Below are 17,646 nucleotides of genomic sequence, written 5' to 3'. Positions count from 1 at the left end.
TATTAATCGTTTTTAGCGTTTTTGAAAGGTAGACCAAATGCTTTGAGAAGAGCATAACCTTCCTCGTCTGTCTTGGCAGTTGTTACGAAGGTGATGTTCATACCCTGAATACGATCGATTGAATCGATGTTGATTTCAGGGAAGATAATCTGCTCCTGAATACCAAGTGTATAGTTTCCGCGACCGTCGAATTTGCTCTCAATACCCTTGAAGTCACGGATACGTGGCAATGCAATACGTATGAGTCTCTCAAGGAATTCATACATACGCTCGCGACGAAGAGTTACCATAACGCCGATAGGCATCTTCTTACGGAGTTTGAAGTTTGCGATATCCTTCTTTGAATATGTAGCAACTGCTTTCTGACCCGTAATTGTAGAAATCTCGTTGATTGCAACCTCGATGATCTTTCTATCCTGAGTTGCATCTCCAAGTCCCTGGTTAACTACAATCTTCTTCAGGACAGGAATCTGCATCTTAGAAGAATAGTTAAACTGTTTCTGCAGTGCAGGAGCGATGCTCTCTGCATATACCTTCTTTAATTCAGCTGTATTCATTATTTGATTTCCTCCCCTGATTTTTTAGCAATACGGATCTTCTTACCGTCTTCTGTCTTCTTAATTGAAATACGTGTAGCCTTGCCGCTCTTGGGGTCAATCAGACTCAGATTTGAGATATGTATCGGAGCCTCCTGCTTAACGATTCCTCCCTGAGGATTCTTAGCACTCGGTTTTGTGCTCTTAGACACGATGTTGATACCCTCAACAATGGCACGCTGTTTTTCAACTAAAACTTTAAGCACCTTGCCAGTCTTGCCTTTGTCCTCACCGGCCAAGACAATAACTGTATCGTTTTTCTTTATATGTAACTTATTCATTACTTTTTCCTTTTTATGTTAAAGAACCTCAGGTGCCAAAGAAACGACTTTCATATTAACTGCACGGAGTTCGCGAGCTACAGGGCCGAAGATACGGCTGCCACGAAGTTCACCAGCATTGTTCAGCAAAACACAAGCATTGTCGTCGAAACGGATATATGAGCCGTCAGCACGACGTATTTCTTTCTTTGTGCGAACAACCAAAGCCTTTGATACTGCACCCTTTTTCATATCACTTGACGGGATAACGTTCTTGACAGCAACGACAATAACGTCACCAACACTTGCATAACGGCGGCGTGTTCCACCCAAAACACGGATGCAAAGGGCCTCACGAGCTCCGCTGTTATCACATACAGTAAGTCTTGATTCTGCTTGTATCATAATTACTTAGCTTTTTCAATTATTTGAACTAATCTCCATCTCTTTGTCTTACTCAAAGGACGTGTCTCCATAATGAGCACTGTATCACCTACATTTGCCTCATTATTCTCATCATGTGCATGGTATTTCTTTGTCTTCTGAACAAACTTACCATATATCGGGTGCATCTCCTTGAACTTAGACGCAATAACAATGGTTTTATCCATCTTGTTGCTGATAACGACACCCGTTCTTGTTTTTCTTAAATTTCTTGTTTCCATCTGGACCATTGTTATTTATTAAGTTCTCTCTGATGAAGTTCTGTTTTCATACGTGCTATATCACGACGAGTAGCCTTAATTTGAGATGGATTCTCCAGCGGTGTGATTGCATGATTCAACTTCATTTGGTTATATTTAGCAATCTCGGCCTCTAATCTCTCTGCCAAGTCTTTGGTTTCGAGTTCTCTGACTTCTTTAATCTTCATAATTAAGCATTTTTATCGTAATCACGTCTAACAACAAATTTTGTCTTTACAGGCAATTTCTGTGCTGCAAGGCGCAATGCTTCCTTAGCAACATCAAAAGAAACACCTTCAACTTCAAAGAGGATACGTCCCGGAGTAACAGGAGCAACCCATCCTGCGGGATCTCCCTTACCTTTACCCATACGTACGTCAGCAGGCTTACGTGTAATAGGTTTATCCGGGAATATGCGGATCCAGACCTGACCCTCACGCTGCATATAACGATTGACAGCAACACGCGCTGCCTCTATCTGGCGGCTATCCAACCATTTTGCTTCAAGAGTCTTGATGCCGAATGATCCGAAAGCCAGTTGTGTACCTCTGTGGGCGTTGCCTTTTCTGCCGCGGCCGTCTTGAGGTCTTCTATATTTTACTCTTTTTGGCTGTAACATGATAGCTTGTTTCTTTAACGGTTATTGTTTCTCTTACGATTAACTCTTGTCTTGCCGTTTGAACGTCCGCTCTGCTTTTCCTGAGCAAAGTTAGGAGAGAGGTCACGCTTACCATAAACCTCACCACGGCAAATCCAAACCTTAATACCTAACAGACCAACCTTTGTGAGGGCCTCTGCCTGACAATAGTCGATATCTGCACGGAATGTATGCAAAGGAGTACGACCTTCTTTATACATTTCCTTACGTGCCATTTCAGCACCGTTCAGACGACCTGTAATCTGCACTTTGATTCCCTCAGCTCCAGCACGCATCGTGTTAGCTACAGCCATCTTAATTGCACGACGATAAGCAATCTTACCCTCAACCTGGCGTGCAATGTTATTAGCTACAATAGACGCATCGAGCTCCGGCTTCTTTACCTCGAAAATATTGATCTGAATCTCCTTATCGTAGAGTTTCTTCAACTCTTCCTTCAACTTGTCAACATCTTGTCCGCCTTTACCAATGACGATACCCGGACGGGCAGTGCAAATAGTTATGGTAACAAGTTTCAATGTACGCTCGATAACAATGCGAGATACACTTGCTTTTGCAAGACGCTCGTTAAGGTATTTACGGATTTTCATATCCTCAACGAGGTTGTCACCAAATTTCTTTCCACCGAACCAATTTGAATCCCAACCCCTGATAATACCGAGACGGTTGCTTATTGGATTAACTTTCTGTCCCATTCTATTAATTATTTTTCGTCATTAGTTTTAGCATCAACAAACAGAGTAACATGGTTGCTACGCTTACGGATTCTATAGCCACGACCCTGGGGTGCCGGTCTCATACGCTTCATTGTAACGCCTTCGTCAACGAATACTTTTGATACATAAAGCTCACCGTCTTCAGCCTTGCGGTCATTTTTTGTTTCCCAGTTAGCGATAGCAGAACGAAGTAACTTCTCTACATCTGCAGCAGCAGCTTTCTTAGAGAACCTCAGAACGCCGAGCGCACGGTTAACTTCCATTCCGCGGATCATGTCAACGACATAACGCATTTTACGCGGAGAAGAAGGTACGCCTCTGAGCTTTGCGAAATACATTGTTTTAAGGGCTTCTTTTCTTTTTTCAGCCGCTATTTTTTTTCTTGCTCCCATTATCTTATTATTTTATTTTCAATGGTTAGCCTGTTTACTTCTTATTACCGGCATGGCCACCAAATCTACGTGTAGGTGAGAACTCACCAAGCTTGTGACCTACCATATTCTCGGTAATATAAACAGGGATAAATTTGTTTCCGTTATGAACTGCAACAGTGTGACCCACGAAATCAGGAGAAATCACTGAAGCTCTAGCCCAAGTCTTAACGACACTCTTCTTGCCGCTTTCGTTCATGGCAAGAATTTTCTTCTCGAGCGATACGTTAATGTATGGACCTTTTTTTAATGAACGACTCATAATTTACTCTAGTTAACTTGATTATTTATTAGCTCTTTCAATAATATACTTGTTAGAAAGCTTCTTCGGAGCTCTTGTCTTGAGACCCTTAGCATACAAGCCCTTGCGTGAACGAGGATGGCCTCCAGACTGACGTCCTTCACCACCACCCATCGGGTGATCATGCGGGTTCATAACAACACCACGGTTGTGAGGACGACGACCCAACCAGCGTGAACGTCCAGCCTTACCAGACTGTTCAAGAGCGTGGTCTGAGTTACCTACGCTACCAATAGTAGCCTTACATGCGCTAAGAATTTTACGAGTCTCACCTGAAGGGAGCTTAATAACACAATAACTGCCTTCACGAGAAGTCAACTGAGCAAAATTACCAGCCGAGCGAACGAGCAGTGCACCCTGACCCGGACGTAACTCAATGTTGTGAATTACAGTACCTACGGGGATGTTAGCCAAAGGAAGCGTATTACCAATCTCAGGCGCTGCGTCCTTTCCTGACATCAGAGTTGCACCTACCTGCAGTCCGTTAGGAGCAATAATGTAACGTTTTTCACCATCTGCATAATACAACAATGCGATACGAGCCGAACGGTTCGGATCGTATTCAATTGTCTTAACTACAGCTGGAACACCATCTTTCTCACGCTTGAAGTCGATCAAACGGTATTTTCTCTTATGACCGCCGCCCATATAGCGTACAGTCATCTTACCTGTATTGTTTCGACCACCGGTAGAACGTTTACCGTAAACGAGAGACTTCTCTGGTACGGATGCAGTAATTTCCTCGAACGTACCAATAATTTTGTGTCTTTGACCCGGAGTTACCGGTTTAAATTTACGTACTGCCATTTTTTATTTAAATATTGCTGTAAAAATCAATTGTTTCGCCTTCTTTAAGAGTAACGATTGCTTTTTTGAACGCGTTCTTCTGTCCCTTAATCAAACCGGCCTTTGTATAGCGGCTCAAGCGCTTTCCGGCATAGCGGGCAGTGTTCACGTCAACTACTGTAACATTATACAGACTCTCGACTTCTTTCTTAATTTGGAGTTTGTCAGCCTCTGGACGAACAACGAAGCCGTAGCGGTTAGGCTGCTTGTCTGTAATCTTGGTCATCTTCTCAGTGACCAATGGTTTTATTATAAATGCCATATTATCTTTCTCCTTTATTTATTTAAGATTTCATCGATAGTCTTCAACGAATTTTCTGTCATGACAAGAACATCAGCATTCAAAACTTTGTAAGAATTGATTGTTGATGCGAGCATAACTTCTGTGCCCTGCAAATTACGAGCTGACAAATATACGTTTTTATTTACTTCCGGCAAAACCAAAAGCAACTTCTTGCCGTCAACTTTAAGATTTTTAGTAATATTTACAAAATCTTTAGTCTTCGGAGCGTCAAAATTGAAATCTTCTACTACTACTATTGCATTCTCCTGAGCCTTGTAAGACAGAGCGCTCTTACGAGCCAAAGCCTTAACTTTGAGGTTCAGTTTGAAGCTGTAGTCACGTGGCTTAGGACCAAATACGCGACCACCACCTACGAGCACCGGAGAATTGATGTCACCGCGACGAGCGCCACCGCCACCCTTCTGACGGCCAAGCTTGCGGGTTGAACCTGCATGCTCACTTCTTTCTTTAGCCTTAGCTGTTCCCTGACGCTGTGCAGCCATATAGCGCTTAACGTCGAGATAAAGAACGTGGTCGTTGGGTTCAATTCCGAAGATAGATTCGTTTAACGTAACCTTTCTTCCAGTGTTTTCACCTTTGATATTTAATACGTTAATTTCCATTATTTCTCAATTAAAACGGTTGAACCTTTGCAACCAGCAACACTACCCTTCACCAAGATGAGGTTATGCTCCGGTATTACTTTTAACACTTTGAGGTTTTGAGTTGTAACTCTGTCACCACCCATCTGTCCGGCCATGCGCATTCCTTTGAACACTTTAGCAGGATAAGAACAAGCACCGATAGATCCCGGCTTACGTGCGCGGTCGTCCTGACCGTGTGTGCTCTGTCCTACACCACCGAATCCGTGACGCTTCATTACACCCTGGAAACCTTTACCTTTTGATGTACCAACAACGTCAACAAAGTTTGCGTCGTTGAAAATTTCAACCGTGATAACGTCTCCGAGGTTATATTCCTCATCAAACTTGAACTCGGCCAAGTGTCTCTTAGGTGTTGTACCAGCCTTTTTGAAAGTTCCCATAAGAGGTTTAGAGGTGTTCTTTTCCTTAGCCTCACCAAAGCCTAACTGAACAGCTTTGTAACCATCTTTTTCAACTGTCTTTACCTGAGTAACAACACAAGGACCAGCTTCGATAACAGTGCACGGCACATTCTTGCCGTCGGCACTGAAAACGGATGTCATTCCGATTTTTCTTCCTATTAATCCTGGCATTTCAATTGATATTAAAAAATTAAACTATACTTTGATTTCTACTTCAACACCGCTGGGCAATTCGAGCTTCATCAGAGCGTCAACGGTCTTAGCTGTTGAGCTGTAGATGTCAATAAGACGCTTGTAATCGCTGAGCTGGAACTGCTCACGTGATTTCTTGTTTACGAATGTGCTTCGGTTAACTGTGAAAATACGCTTGTGAGTAGGCAATGGAATAGGACCGCTTACGATAGCGCCTGTAGCCTTCACAGCCTTTACAATTTTCTCTGCTGACTTGTCTACCAATTTGTGGTCATAAGACTTCAGCTTAATTCTAATTTTCTGACTCATTATTTTATCTTATTAATATTGATATTAATTTCAAAGAAGAGAAGAGGTACGCCTGTTAAGAGTCATTCGCTAACAAGACGCCTCATTCTCTTTTGTATTTTTAATCAGCTTAGTGATTATACGAGATCTGTACGTCCCTTTATTTCCTCAAGCACAGCCTTAGCAATTGTGCTTGACAGAGGTGCATGGTGATCATACTCCATTGAGCTTGTAGCACGACCAGAAGTGATTGTACGGAGAGCTGTTACATAACCGAACATCTCTGCCAGCGGAACCATAGCTCTGATGATACGTGCACCGCTACGAGTCTCATCCATACCTTCAACCTGACCACGACGCTTGTTCAAGTCACCGATAACGTCACCCATGTTCTCTTCAGGTGTTACAACCTCGAGCTTCATGATAGGCTCCATCAGAACCGGACCTGCCTTAACGCAAGCGTTCTTGTAAGCGTTGATAGCTGCAACCTCGAATGACAACTGGTCAGAGTCTACCGGGTGGAAAGAACCATCGATAAGAGTAACCTTCAGGCTGTCCATAGGATAACCGCCAAGTACACCATTCTTCATTGCAGACTCGAAACCTTTCTGTACTGAAGGAATGAATTCCTTAGGAATGTTACCACCCTTAACTTCATTGATGAACTGCAGACCGCCCTGCTTGTAATCCTCGTCTACCGGACCAACATTAACGATGATATCAGCGAACTTACCGCGACCACCACTCTGCTTCTTGTAAACCTCACGCAGGTTGACAGTCTTGGTGATAGCCTCTTTGTAGTTAACCTGAGGCTTACCCTGATTACATTCAACCTTGAACTCTCTCTTCAGACGGTCAAGGATGATGTCGAGGTGAAGCTCACCCATACCAGAGATAACAGTCTGACCACTCTGCTCGTCTGTATGAACAGTGAAGGTCGGGTCTTCCTCAGCAAGCTTAGCAAGACCGATACCGAGCTTATCAACGTCAGCCTGGCTCTTCGGCTCAACAGCGATACCAATAACAGGATCAGGGAATGTCATAGACTCGAGTACGATAGGATGTGCCTCATCGCAAAGAGTATCACCTGTACGGATATCCTTGAAACCAACACCAGCACCGATATCACCGGCATCGATAGCGTCCATAGGAACCTGCTTGTTTGAGTTCATCTGGAACAGACGGCTTACGCGCTCCTTCTTGCCTGAACGTGTGTTGTAAACATAAGAACCAGCCTCAACCTTACCAGAGTAAACGCGGAAGAATACGAGACGGCCAACATACGGGTCAGTAGCAATCTTGAACGCAAGAGCTGAAGTAGGCGCATCCTCAGACGGCTTACGGTCTTCTTCCTCACCTGTTGTCGGGTTTGTACCAACGATGTTAGGAGTATCAACAGGAGAAGGCAGGAATGCACATACATAGTCGAGCAGGGTCTGAACACCCTTATTCTTGAATGAAGAACCACAGATAACAGGAGTACATTCCATAGCCAAAGTACCCTTACGGATAGCAGCAATGATTTCCTCTTCTGTTATTGAGTTAGGATCCTCAAAGTATTTTTCCATCAAAGACTCATCGAACTCAGCTGCGCTTTCAAGGAGTTTTCCTCTCCACTCTTCAGCTTCGTCCTTAAGGTCAGCAGGAATCTCAGCAACCTCAAATTCAGCGCCCATAGTCTCATCGTGCCAAAGGATAGCCTTCATCTTGATAAGATCTACGATACCTTTGAAAGTCTCCTCACTTCCGATAGGAACAACGAGAGAAACAGGATTAGCGCCAAGCACTTCCTTCATCTGACGCAGAACGTCAAAATAGTCAGCACCAGAACGGTCCATCTTGTTTACATAGCCGAGACGGGGAACATTATATTTGTCAGCCTGACGCCATACAGTTTCAGACTGAGGCTGTACACCGCCTACAGCGCAATATGTAGCAACAGCTCCGTCAAGAACACGCAGAGAACGCTCAACCTCAGCAGTGAAGTCAACGTGTCCCGGAGTGTCAATCAGGTTAATCTTGAACTGCTTGTTGTCATAGTGCCAGTAGCAAGTGGTGGCAGCAGATGTGATAGTAATACCACGCTCCTGCTCCTGAGCCATCCAGTCCATTGTAGCAGCACCATCGTGAACCTCACCAATCTTATGAGTTTTACCTGTATAGAAAAGGATACGCTCAGAAGTTGTTGTCTTACCGGCATCGATGTGAGCCATAATACCGATATTACGGGTCAAATGTAAATCTTGCTTTGCCATGATTCTTTTTACCTGTCTGTATTATTAAAATCTGAAGTGAGCGAATGCACGGTTAGCCTCAGCCATGCGGTGCATATCTTCCTTACGCTTGAATGCGCCACCCTGATTGTTATAAGCATCCATGATTTCAGCAGCGAGCTTGTCGGCCATTGTCTTACCGCCGCGCTTGCGTGCATAGTTAATCATATTCTTCATAGAGATGCTCTCCTTACGGTCAGGACGGATTTCTGTAGGAACCTGGAATGTAGCACCACCGATACGACGGCTCTTAACCTCAACCTGAGGAGTAATATTGTCGAGGGCTGCCTTCCATATTTCAAGAGCAGACTTTTCCTCGCTAGCCATTTTCTCTTTTACTGTGTCTAATGCTTTGTAGAAAATCTCATAAGAAGTATTTTTCTTTCCATCATACATCAGATGGTTAACGAATTTTGAGACTTTCTGGTCATTGTAAACGGGATCCGGAAGGACCACGCGCTTCTTTGGTTTTGCTTTTCTCATTTCTTTGTTTTGAAATTAATTCTGCATGGGGCTGTTCTCTTGTTCTTCAGCGTTCTCACCAGAACTGCTTACTCAACCTTTATAACAATTCTCCAGCAAAACGTTAATAAAATGTCAATTATGTCCTAAAAACTGGCTTTTAACGATTATTTCTTAGCCTTAGGACGCTTTGCGCCATACTTAGAACGACGCTGTGTACGGTTTGCTACACCAGCTGTATCAAGAGTACCACGAACGATGTGATAACGTACACCAGGAAGGTCCTTTACACGACCGCCACGTACGAGTACGATAGAGTGCTCCTGAAGGTTGTGTCCCTCTCCCGGTATGTAAGAGTTAACTTCCTTCTGGTTTGTCAAACGGACACGGGCAACTTTACGCATTGCCGAATTAGGTTTCTTAGGGGTTGTTGTGTAAACACGAACACAAACACCACGACGCTGAGGACATGAATCCAAAGCCGGTGATTTGCTCTTGTCAACAAGCGCCTTTCTACCTTTTCTTACCAATTGTTGAATTGTAGGCATTGTTGTTAAATTTTTAGTTATATATTTTGTTTTGTTATTTTCTTATTATTGTAATACGGCCAATAGAACATAGACCGATTTGGGCTGCAAAGGTAAGAATAATTCTTTAAATTACATAATTATAAAGAATCCAAAAAGCCTATATCGGCATAAAATTTGCACAATATAGGCTTTATTAAAATAAATTAACTACAATATGCTTATTTAAATGCACTTGTAGACACTTATCAATTCTTCTGAGATGAAAAATTAGGCTTCACCCTTATTAATGTGGAAAGGTGCAATAGTGCCTTTTTCCTGCTGCGGAATCTTTATCTGACCGAAAGCATTCTCATATCTTACGATATTGTCCTGAAGAGCCATAAGCAGACGCTTTGCATGCTCAGGAGCAAGAATCACACGTGACTTAACTGTTGCCTTGGGTACACCGGGAAGGATGCGGGCAAAGTCGAGCACAAAATCAGAACTAGAGTGTGTTATAATAGCAAAGTTTGCGTATTGTCCCTGTGATACATCTGCGGGCAGATCTACTTGAAACTGACCCTGATTGTTATTTTTGTTTTCCATTTCTTTGTATTATTATATTAATGTATAAAGTTTCATATCTCTGTTTCTCGGCATACAGCTCATCACCTGTAGCCATCAGTCAGTATCTTCCGCCTGAATTTTAAGACAGCATCTACAGCCGCCTATTTAACCGGATTAATTTTTTAGAATACCGGCATACGTTATTCTAAGCATTGCAGCCACAAGCATGCAGCCTTACTTATGCTCATCACGGAGCCTGATAGAAAGTAATGCAAAGATAAACCTTTTTGGCAGAAAAACAAGCAATAACAGATATATTTTTGGTAACAAAAACATTAAAATAAATATTCTGCGCAACAAAGTCATAAATTTTCAACATACCACATGGCATACATAAAGCCAGCACCGGTCCAAAATCACATTCATAAACGGCATAAACAATTAAGGAAGGAGACTGCAAACACAACACGAAAAAGACATTAGCTAAAGATCAGGAATGTGCATTAAGCGTTAAATAAATCACAATCAGACAACGCCATTTTAACCTAACGCCCGACGTCCGTCTACATATAATAAAACACAACTGCCGGTCATCGCGCTCACAACAGAAAGACAACATCAGCAATATGAAGTCGCACAAAACAGCATTTGCCTCTGCCCCGCTACACCTTTTCTACCTGGGCCTGCTTAAGAAAGGCTGATGGCGACATGCCGGTAACTTGTCTGAAAGCCCGGTTAAAACTTGATGCACTGCGGTATCCCAGACTTTCATATATTCCCTGAATAGTGATGTTGCCATAACGCTCTGTGTCGCCCAGTCTGATACATGCCTCACGCACACGACACTCATTAAGGATAGTCTTAAAGTTTTTACCATAAAAACTGTTTATCACCCACGACACATATTTCATATTAGAGCCTACCAACTGCGACAAGGTGCCCAAACTGAATTCGGGTTCTGATATAACTGCAACATCATTAAATGCCTGTTCTATTTTCTCATATAAAGCTTCGGCCTGCTCACGACTCATAAGGCACTGCTCTTCAACAGCAGAATCAGTTTCTGATAGTTGTACAGGTGCAGCAGCCTCTACAGTCAACAACACCGACTCTACTGGCATACAATCACCAGGAAGCATGTCACAGTCGGAAGCAACAGCCTTTTCAGGCAAAGCACCCTTAGTTTTTGCCTGTCTGCGGTAAGCATACCACACCGCACCAGACACAGCAAACATAACAACAACAAGAAGAATAAGCAGGAGCATCGCATCCGACTGCCGTGTAACTATACCGTTCAGCATCGTTATACGCTCGCCGGCCACACTGTCGCGATAAACGTCAAGACGGTTGCGCACCATATAGAAACGTTTAGGATTAAATACAGAATCAGTAAGAGCCAGCGCCTTAGAATGATACAAGGCATATTGGTCAGCCTGCCCAAGTCCCTTGCAGGCTCCTGCCATAATATTATACGCATTAATCTTTAGGTCGTCGTCGCTAAGTCTTCCCGACAGGCTCATGCACATCTCGCCATATTTGCGTGCCTCTGAATACCGGCCAAGCCTGACAAGCACATTGCCTATCTCGCTATACTGAATAAGTGAATACAACTCAGCCATGCCGCGTCTCTTAGCCATGTCCAACAGTCTGTGATGCATCTGCAAGGCCTCATTGAATCTCCCTCCGGCCTGCATGATGCGTGCCTTATTATAAAGGAGATAATAGTCGTTCTCGTCCCGGTCATTCATAGCGACCTTCTCTTCAAGGGCATAATATTTCTCCGCGCTCTTAACATCGCCCAACCGGCAGCACGTACTTACAATGTTTGAAAGGAAGCGGGCATTCATATTCTCATTGTTGCACATCCGGGCAACCTCGTATCCCTCAAGCAGATAAGCCAGACTGCTGCTGTAGTCGTTGAAGCAATTGTATATGTTGCTTATATATCCGGTGCATATCATGAGCGACAGACTGTCCTTCTCGTCGCGTGCAACCTTCAGGCCGGTTATGAATCCTTCGAGAGCATCAAAATATTCGCCTGAATAATAATCCTTCTGCGCCGTCTCTGCAATCTCTGCAGCACGGCTGTTTCCGGCAGCAAGGCTACCGGAACAAGGAATAATCAGCAGCAAGGCAGCTGCAATGACGGCGATAATATTCATAACTGAGACTTTTTGTATCGGCAAATATAAGAATTATAATCAAAATCCGGGCATACGCAGGCAAATTTAAAGCATTTCTTTTGTTATTTCATGAAATAGCAAACATTTGGAGCATCCGGCTATTGCACAAAAACATTATTAGGCGTATATTTGCGAAAGACCTCTACGTCAGCCACTATATATGAAACAAGTATTACTTTTGTTTTTAGATAACTTTATTATGTATAACCCTTAAAACCATCTGTCATGAAAAGAAGAATAATACTCCTTACTGCAGTAATAATATTCATAGCGGGCATGACACGCGCCCAATGGACAACCGACTTAGGCAAGAACACTCAGATTACGCCGACAGGACTGGCCTTTGACGAAAACGAAGTGGCCACGAACAAGGACGGAGTAACCTATGTCTTCTTCATCACAAACATGAACGGAACCCTGGGCATGCGCCTGCAAATAATAGATAAAGACGGCAACAAGGTTATGGAGAGGGGCGGAAAAATCATCTCACAGGAAGCCAACAAAGTGTGGTCAGCCTACAACCAGCATCTGGCTCTCGACAAAGACGGACAGGCGTTTGTCGGCGTGCAGGACTTCAGAACTGCTCCTGACAGCAAGCTGAATACATACACCATATATAAATATGCGCCAGACGGCAGGCAGCTATGGGACGGAACCGTGCTCAACAGCGGCAAGGGTTTTGCAACACAGGTCGGACTAAGCATATGTGCGCTCGACGACGGCGGATGTATATGCGCCTACATGTATCGCGACGACAACGCACAAAAAGACTGCATAGCCATTGAAAGACTCGACAAGGACGGCAACTCTATATGGCAGAAGACAGCCGTGGAGACTACCTACAAGAGCACCCCCTACCCCTTTGTGACAAAAAGCGACGGCGACAACGCCCTTCTTACCTATATATATGAGAGCAGTTCGCTGAAGACCAAGCTCATTGACGGCAACGGGGAAAGCCTTACGGAAGAGGACGAGACGGTGTTCAACGGCGGACTTGCATCGCCTAAGCCATGGGAAGTGCTAAAGATTGTGCCCGGACCCGACAACGGAGCACTGATAACATGCATGGACGCAAACTTCAACAGTGCGTTTGTCTATGTCAGGAGTAACGGAAAAACGGCTTTCGACGGCAAGCCCGGAGGCATAATCCTCAACGACGGCAACTATGGCGGAGCACAGCCAGCCGTGGCATACATCAGCAGCGACAACACCTTCGCTTGCGCATACCAGCAGTTTGACAAAAACAACTCAAACACTCAGGGACTCTACATGAAAAGATACACCACCGACGGACAGGCACTGCCGGAAGGCAACATAGAGGTGGCCGCCATGCAGAACGGCGACATGTACTCGTTCTACAGCGTGCAGGACGCCGGCAACGGCAACGCTGCCCTGTTCTATCAGAAACTCGACGGCGCAACAAAGGCGGTGAACTCACTGCTCGACATATATGATGCCGGCGGCAACAAGACCTGCGAAACAATTCAGTTTACAGAGACTCCGACAAAGAAAGTCAACCTGAAATCATCGGCCATGATAGACGGAAAATACTTCCTGACAAGCTGGGACGAGGAGCGCAACGGCACAACCTCAATATTCATGCAGAAGGTTACACCCGAAACTGGCACCGGCATAGACGCAGCCACGACCGACGAATACGGCAGCCCTGTCAGCGAAGAGATATTCAGCATAACGGGAAGCAAGGTGAGCAAGGCCGGCAGAGGCGTAAACATAATACGCACCACACTAAGCAACGGAAAGACAACCGCCAGAAAGGTTGTCGTGAGATAAACGAGAACAAGAATAAAATTGTATGACCCTAAAAACGATTTAACCATGAAAAGAGCTTTACTACTTACATTCTGCATGGCAGCAATCGCGGCCATATCACAGGCGCAACAGACCACAGTGAATGTTGAGACGGCAGGCACTCTGTCGGAACAGATAGGCAGCGACAAATACACCATTACATCGCTCAAGATAACCGGAAACCTGAACGGCACCGACTTCATATTGCTGCGCGACATGGCAGGCATAGACCTCGACAACGTGCCCACTGAAGGCAAGCTGGCAACGCTCGACCTGAGCGAGGCTAAGGTTGTGGCAGGAGGCGAAGCCTACTACACCGACTATGTGAACAACAAGGAATTTTATACCAACGACAACGAGATGGGCAACTGCATATTCTACAGCTGCGACAAGTTGGAAAGCCTTAGCCTTCCGGCAGGAACAACGGTTGTGGGCGACAGCGCATTCATGAGATGCACCGCCCTGAGCGAGATAACACTGCCCGACGGTCTGAAAGAGATACGCAGCTACGCCTTTTCAGAGACGCAAATTGCATCGTTCAGCTTTGTCAACGGCATCATGCCGGCCAAAGGCATGTTCAGAAACTGCGGCAAGCTGACTTCGGTAACTCTTCCTGAAGAATGCGAAGAGATACCGGCAAACGCCTTCTCGGGCACGGCAATAACAGAAATAACACTGCCGAAAAATCTCGTAAAAATAGGCAAAGAGGCATTCAGCAGCTGCATGCTGACCAGCCTCGAATGTCCGGCAACGCTGAAAGAGATAGACGAGTCGGCGTTCTTTATGTGCAGCAGTCTTGCATCCGTCAGTCTGAACGACGGCCTGCAGAGCATAGAGGGTTCGGCATTCTCTTACTGCGACAAACTCGAAACCATAGAGATACCTAACTCTGTTACCGAGCTGGAGGGATGCTTCTCCAACTGCACGGCACTAAAATCTGCAGTTCTGCCCGAAGGTCTGACAGCCATACCCGACTATATGTTCGACAGATGCTCTAACCTTGAAAGCGTGAACATACCTGAAGGAGTGAAGACAATAGGCGACAACGCATTCCAGAACAACATGAGACTGCTCGACGTAGTGTTCCCGGAAGGTCTTGAGAGCATAGGCGAAAATGCCTTTTCGAGCTGCTACACAATGGAAAACATCAACCTGCCCGAAACCGTAAAGACCATAGGCGAAGGGGCATTCGACGGATGCGAGGGCGTGGTAGTGATGTCTCTGCCCGGCTCTATCACCACGATACCGCGCAACGCGTTCTCTTACATGGTGTATCTTGAGGAGCTGACAATAGGCGAAGGAACGAAGACTATCGACCAAATGGCATTCATCAACTGCGAAAGCCTGACGAAGCTGACGCTGCCGTCTACGCTCGAGTCGATAGGCTATGCGGCATTTGCCTACAACATGCTGACAGAAGTAGACTGCAAGGCCGTCACACCGCCGGCATGCGACAACACGTCATTTGCCGGATGGGACAGCGACGTGCCGCAGGACTGCCTGCTGTATGTGCCGCAAGGAGCCAAGGCCGAATATGAAAAGGCTGACGTATGGAAGGAGTTTATGATAAAGGAGAGCGAGACGTCAGGCATAGAAAGCGAGACAGCAGCCGGCGCAACAGAGACGGCACGCTACGGCATTGACGGAAGGAAGCTGGCAAAACCCGCACGCGGAATAAACATAATACGCATGAGCGACGGAACAGCCAGGAAGGTAATCAACCGCTGACACCTACAATAAAAGTCCTTATATATCACGCAGGGCCGCATATCCCCATTGTCAGGATATGCGGCCCGTCATTTATACTAACGTATGTATTATATGCTACACCGGCCTCCTACTCGCCTGCCTTATACTTGGCAGCCTGCTCCTTGATAAGGTCGAGGTCGTCAAAATAGTTGATGCGCATGGCCTCGCGCACGTCGTGCAGAGTCTGCGCTGCCACCTCGCGGGCAGCCTCTGAGCCTTTCTTCAGGATGTTGTAAACCTCCGGGATGTCCTGTTCAAACTCATGGCGGCGCTGACGGATAGGCTCAAGCTGGCGGTCGAGCACCTTTATGAGGAACTTCTTGCACTTCATGTCGCCCAGTCCGCCGCGGCGGTAGTGGTCTTTCAACTCGTCGAGGCTCTTATACTCAGGCCAGTATTCGGCAAAGTCGTCGGGCGTGCTGAACGCCTCGAGGTATGTAAACACCGTGTTGCCCTCCACCTTTCCGGGGTCTTCCACGCGCAGGTGTCCCGGGTCGGTATACATACTCTTCACCTTCTGCTGCATGTCCTTGGGCGTGTCAGACAGATAGATGCAGTTGCCGAGGCTCTTGCTCATCTTGGCCTTGCCGTCGGTTCCCGGCAGGCGGCAGCACACCGAGTTGGTGGGCAGCATTATCTTAGGCTCAACAAGCACGTCGCCGTATATATTGTTGAAGCGCTTCACTATCTCGCGCGTCTGCTCGAGCATAGGCTCCTGGTCTTCGCCGGCAGGCACCGTAGTGGCCTTGAAGGCCGTAATGTCGGCAGCCTGGCTTATAGGATATGTGAAGAAGCCCACGGGGATGCTCGTCTCGAAGTTGCGCATCTGTATCTCGGTCTTCACCGTAGGGTTGCGCTGAAGGCGCGACACGGTGACAAGGTTCATGTAATACACCGTCAGCTCGGCCAGCTCGGGTATCATCGACTGCACAAAGAGCGTAACCTTTTCGGGGTCGAGTCCTGCCGAAAGATAGTCGAGAGCCACCTCGATGATGTTCTGTCTGACCTTTTCGGGGTTGTCGGCATTGTCGGTAAGTGCCTGAACATCGGCAATGAACACAAACATGCGGTCGAAGTCGCCTTCATTCTGCAGCTCCACCCTGCGGCGCAACGAGCCAACATAGTGGCCCAAATGAAGTTTTCCGGTAGGGCGGTCGCCGGTAAGTATTATCTTTCCCATTGTCTATTTTTCTTTTTTATTGCTATTTATAAAGTGCAAACTTACACATTTTTTCTGAAAATCAGCTATTTAACACGAAAAACTTGGCAAGCACGGCCGCAATATGTGCGATTGGGATGCACGGCCGGAGCGATTGAGCTGCAGTCTTGACAAATGCAACATAAAACAAGGACAAGGCTTACACATTGATTTGGCGTGAGGCTCTCATTCTGCGGTTTTCAGAAAATAAAATACTTTATGCGCAAATATGCCTGAAAATGTGTGCAAAGAGAAAGCACATTGTTACAGCGTTTTATGGGGCAAAGTGGCAAATGTGTGCAATGCCGGGCGGCAGGCTACAATGTAAAACACGGCAAACGGCAATGCAAAACGTAGTCTTTTAGCAAACAGAAGACGGCCTTTGAGCATACAAAACCCTGCCTTTTACACACGGAGAAAGGCAGGGCTTTAGTGCGAATACGCTATAAGCGCCGCACCACACGCCCCATTCGGCACGGCATCAGCTATAATCAGGAGATGTATTGCGGCTGTTTCAGCTATTTTTCTGAACATAATGCAGATGACACTATGAAAGGGTTGCGGCGCAATGAGATG

22 protein-coding genes are annotated in these 17,646 nt (G+C 45.7%); 2 read left to right on the top strand and 20 right to left on the bottom strand.

Features of this window, described 5'->3' with window-relative positions:
- Nucleotides 1-2: 2 nt before the first annotated feature.
- The 19 genes from rplE to QVO66_RS09065 all read right to left on the bottom strand — a co-directional run bounded on the left by rplE (nt 3) and on the right by QVO66_RS09065 (nt 12,293).
- The gene (gene rplE, locus QVO66_RS09155) at nt 3-557 is read right to left on the bottom strand and encodes a 50S ribosomal protein L5 (RefSeq protein WP_021855179.1); all 555 of its coding nucleotides are present in this window, start codon (nt 555-557) and stop codon (nt 3-5) included.
- Nucleotides 557-877 carry a 50S ribosomal protein L24 gene (gene rplX / locus QVO66_RS09150; RefSeq protein WP_021855178.1) on the bottom strand — a complete coding sequence of 107 codons (321 nt, stop codon included), beginning with the start codon at nt 875-877 and terminating at the stop codon, nt 557-559. Before rplX ends, rplE begins: the two co-directional genes overlap by 1 nt.
- Before the next feature lie 18 nt (nt 878-895).
- The gene (rplN, locus tag QVO66_RS09145) at nt 896-1,261 is read right to left on the bottom strand and encodes a 50S ribosomal protein L14 (protein WP_021855177.1); all 366 of its coding nucleotides are present in this window, start codon (nt 1,259-1,261) and stop codon (nt 896-898) included.
- Nucleotides 1,262-1,263: 2 nt separating this feature from the next.
- On the bottom strand, nt 1,264-1,530 hold the full coding sequence (rpsQ, locus tag QVO66_RS09140; RefSeq protein WP_082335262.1) for a 30S ribosomal protein S17: 267 nt from the start codon (nt 1,528-1,530) through the stop codon (nt 1,264-1,266).
- Between the two features lie 2 nt (nt 1,531-1,532).
- Nucleotides 1,533-1,727 carry a 50S ribosomal protein L29 gene (gene rpmC, locus QVO66_RS09135; RefSeq protein WP_021855175.1) on the bottom strand — a complete coding sequence of 65 codons (195 nt, stop codon included), beginning with the start codon at nt 1,725-1,727 and terminating at the stop codon, nt 1,533-1,535.
- Nucleotides 1,728-1,729: 2 nt separating this feature from the next.
- Nucleotides 1,730-2,158 carry a 50S ribosomal protein L16 gene (gene rplP, locus QVO66_RS09130; protein ID WP_021855174.1) on the bottom strand — a complete coding sequence of 143 codons (429 nt, stop codon included), beginning with the start codon at nt 2,156-2,158 and terminating at the stop codon, nt 1,730-1,732.
- Nucleotides 2,159-2,172: 14 nt separating this feature from the next.
- The gene (gene rpsC / locus QVO66_RS09125) at nt 2,173-2,892 is read right to left on the bottom strand and encodes a 30S ribosomal protein S3 (RefSeq protein ID WP_021855173.1); all 720 of its coding nucleotides are present in this window, start codon (nt 2,890-2,892) and stop codon (nt 2,173-2,175) included.
- An 8-nt stretch (nt 2,893-2,900) separates the two neighbouring features.
- On the bottom strand, nt 2,901-3,305 hold the full coding sequence (rplV, locus tag QVO66_RS09120) for a 50S ribosomal protein L22 (protein WP_021855172.1): 405 nt from the start codon (nt 3,303-3,305) through the stop codon (nt 2,901-2,903).
- A 34-nt stretch (nt 3,306-3,339) separates the two neighbouring features.
- The gene (gene rpsS, locus QVO66_RS09115; protein ID WP_021855171.1) at nt 3,340-3,606 is read right to left on the bottom strand and encodes a 30S ribosomal protein S19; all 267 of its coding nucleotides are present in this window, start codon (nt 3,604-3,606) and stop codon (nt 3,340-3,342) included.
- Between the two features lie 21 nt (nt 3,607-3,627).
- Nucleotides 3,628-4,452 carry a 50S ribosomal protein L2 gene (gene rplB / locus QVO66_RS09110; RefSeq protein ID WP_021855170.1) on the bottom strand — a complete coding sequence of 275 codons (825 nt, stop codon included), beginning with the start codon at nt 4,450-4,452 and terminating at the stop codon, nt 3,628-3,630.
- A 7-nt stretch (nt 4,453-4,459) separates the two neighbouring features.
- Nucleotides 4,460-4,753: a 50S ribosomal protein L23 gene (rplW, locus tag QVO66_RS09105; protein ID WP_021855169.1), complete on the bottom strand. Its 294-nt coding sequence runs from the start codon at nt 4,751-4,753 to the stop codon at nt 4,460-4,462.
- A 14-nt stretch (nt 4,754-4,767) separates the two neighbouring features.
- Nucleotides 4,768-5,397 carry a 50S ribosomal protein L4 gene (rplD, locus tag QVO66_RS09100; RefSeq protein WP_021855168.1) on the bottom strand — a complete coding sequence of 210 codons (630 nt, stop codon included), beginning with the start codon at nt 5,395-5,397 and terminating at the stop codon, nt 4,768-4,770.
- Nucleotides 5,397-6,011: a 50S ribosomal protein L3 gene (gene rplC, locus QVO66_RS09095; protein ID WP_021855167.1), complete on the bottom strand. Its 615-nt coding sequence runs from the start codon at nt 6,009-6,011 to the stop codon at nt 5,397-5,399. Before rplC ends, rplD begins: the two co-directional genes overlap by 1 nt.
- A gap of 24 nt (nt 6,012-6,035) precedes the next feature.
- Nucleotides 6,036-6,341: a 30S ribosomal protein S10 gene (rpsJ, locus tag QVO66_RS09090; protein WP_009228666.1), complete on the bottom strand. Its 306-nt coding sequence runs from the start codon at nt 6,339-6,341 to the stop codon at nt 6,036-6,038.
- Between the two features lie 116 nt (nt 6,342-6,457).
- Complete coding sequence (gene fusA / locus QVO66_RS09085) at nt 6,458-8,575, bottom strand: elongation factor G (protein WP_021855166.1); 2,118 nt, start codon at nt 8,573-8,575, stop codon at nt 6,458-6,460.
- Nucleotides 8,576-8,599: 24 nt separating this feature from the next.
- On the bottom strand, nt 8,600-9,076 hold the full coding sequence (gene rpsG / locus QVO66_RS09080; RefSeq protein WP_021855165.1) for a 30S ribosomal protein S7: 477 nt from the start codon (nt 9,074-9,076) through the stop codon (nt 8,600-8,602).
- A gap of 146 nt (nt 9,077-9,222) precedes the next feature.
- The gene (gene rpsL / locus QVO66_RS09075; RefSeq protein ID WP_021851960.1) at nt 9,223-9,603 is read right to left on the bottom strand and encodes a 30S ribosomal protein S12; all 381 of its coding nucleotides are present in this window, start codon (nt 9,601-9,603) and stop codon (nt 9,223-9,225) included.
- A gap of 249 nt (nt 9,604-9,852) precedes the next feature.
- A complete protein-coding gene (locus tag QVO66_RS09070; RefSeq protein ID WP_021855164.1) occupies nt 9,853-10,170 on the bottom strand; it encodes a DUF3467 domain-containing protein in 318 nt (105 codons plus the stop codon).
- 623 nt (nt 10,171-10,793) lie between these two features.
- Entirely contained in the window at nt 10,794-12,293 is a 1,500-nt protein-coding gene (locus tag QVO66_RS09065) for a helix-turn-helix domain-containing protein (RefSeq protein WP_021855163.1), read from the bottom strand.
- A 246-nt stretch (nt 12,294-12,539) separates the two neighbouring features.
- Between QVO66_RS09065 and QVO66_RS09060 the strand changes: the two genes are divergently transcribed.
- A complete protein-coding gene (locus tag QVO66_RS09060) occupies nt 12,540-14,105 on the top strand; it encodes a hypothetical protein (protein ID WP_021855162.1) in 1,566 nt (521 codons plus the stop codon).
- 45 nt (nt 14,106-14,150) lie between these two features.
- The gene (locus QVO66_RS09055; protein ID WP_021855161.1) at nt 14,151-15,851 is read left to right on the top strand and encodes a leucine-rich repeat domain-containing protein; all 1,701 of its coding nucleotides are present in this window, start codon (nt 14,151-14,153) and stop codon (nt 15,849-15,851) included.
- Between the two features lie 109 nt (nt 15,852-15,960).
- Here the strand turns inward: QVO66_RS09055 and trpS are convergent, their stop codons facing one another.
- On the bottom strand, nt 15,961-17,052 hold the full coding sequence (trpS, locus tag QVO66_RS09050) for a tryptophan--tRNA ligase (protein ID WP_021855160.1): 1,092 nt from the start codon (nt 17,050-17,052) through the stop codon (nt 15,961-15,963).
- Between the last annotated feature and the right edge of the window lie 594 nt (nt 17,053-17,646).

Origin of the sequence: Prevotella sp. CAG:255, assembly GCF_000431195.1 — a bacterium.
GTDB lineage: Bacteria > Bacteroidota > Bacteroidia > Bacteroidales > Bacteroidaceae > Prevotella > Prevotella rara.
This window is presented reverse-complemented; position numbering and strand designations above follow the sequence as displayed.

Coding starts and splice junctions, on each gene's coding strand:
- rplE (WP_021855179.1), bottom strand. CDS start 557: ATGAATACAGCTGAATTAAAGAAGGTATATGCAGAGAGCATCGCTCCT.
- rplX (WP_021855178.1), bottom strand. CDS start 877: ATGAATAAGTTACATATAAAGAAAAACGATACAGTTATTGTCTTGGCC.
- rplN (WP_021855177.1), bottom strand. CDS start 1,261: ATGATACAAGCAGAATCAAGACTTACTGTATGTGATAACAGCGGAGCT.
- rpsQ (WP_082335262.1), bottom strand. CDS start 1,530: ATGGTCCAGATGGAAACAAGAAATTTAAGAAAAACAAGAACGGGTGTC.
- rpmC (WP_021855175.1), bottom strand. CDS start 1,727: ATGAAGATTAAAGAAGTCAGAGAACTCGAAACCAAAGACTTGGCAGAG.
- rplP (WP_021855174.1), bottom strand. CDS start 2,158: ATGTTACAGCCAAAAAGAGTAAAATATAGAAGACCTCAAGACGGCCGC.
- rpsC (WP_021855173.1), bottom strand. CDS start 2,892: ATGGGACAGAAAGTTAATCCAATAAGCAACCGTCTCGGTATTATCAGG.
- rplV (WP_021855172.1), bottom strand. CDS start 3,305: ATGGGAGCAAGAAAAAAAATAGCGGCTGAAAAAAGAAAAGAAGCCCTT.
- rpsS (WP_021855171.1), bottom strand. CDS start 3,606: ATGAGTCGTTCATTAAAAAAAGGTCCATACATTAACGTATCGCTCGAG.
- rplB (WP_021855170.1), bottom strand. CDS start 4,452: ATGGCAGTACGTAAATTTAAACCGGTAACTCCGGGTCAAAGACACAAA.
- rplW (WP_021855169.1), bottom strand. CDS start 4,753: ATGGCATTTATAATAAAACCATTGGTCACTGAGAAGATGACCAAGATT.
- rplD (WP_021855168.1), bottom strand. CDS start 5,397: ATGGAAATTAACGTATTAAATATCAAAGGTGAAAACACTGGAAGAAAG.
- rplC (WP_021855167.1), bottom strand. CDS start 6,011: ATGCCAGGATTAATAGGAAGAAAAATCGGAATGACATCCGTTTTCAGT.
- rpsJ (WP_009228666.1), bottom strand. CDS start 6,341: ATGAGTCAGAAAATTAGAATTAAGCTGAAGTCTTATGACCACAAATTG.
- fusA (WP_021855166.1), bottom strand. CDS start 8,575: ATGGCAAAGCAAGATTTACATTTGACCCGTAATATCGGTATTATGGCT.
- rpsG (WP_021855165.1), bottom strand. CDS start 9,076: ATGAGAAAAGCAAAACCAAAGAAGCGCGTGGTCCTTCCGGATCCCGTT.
- rpsL (WP_021851960.1), bottom strand. CDS start 9,603: ATGCCTACAATTCAACAATTGGTAAGAAAAGGTAGAAAGGCGCTTGTT.
- QVO66_RS09070 (WP_021855164.1), bottom strand. CDS start 10,170: ATGGAAAACAAAAATAACAATCAGGGTCAGTTTCAAGTAGATCTGCCC.
- QVO66_RS09065 (WP_021855163.1), bottom strand. CDS start 12,293: ATGAATATTATCGCCGTCATTGCAGCTGCCTTGCTGCTGATTATTCCT.
- QVO66_RS09060 (WP_021855162.1), top strand. CDS start 12,540: ATGAAAAGAAGAATAATACTCCTTACTGCAGTAATAATATTCATAGCG.
- QVO66_RS09055 (WP_021855161.1), top strand. CDS start 14,151: ATGAAAAGAGCTTTACTACTTACATTCTGCATGGCAGCAATCGCGGCC.
- trpS (WP_021855160.1), bottom strand. CDS start 17,052: ATGGGAAAGATAATACTTACCGGCGACCGCCCTACCGGAAAACTTCAT.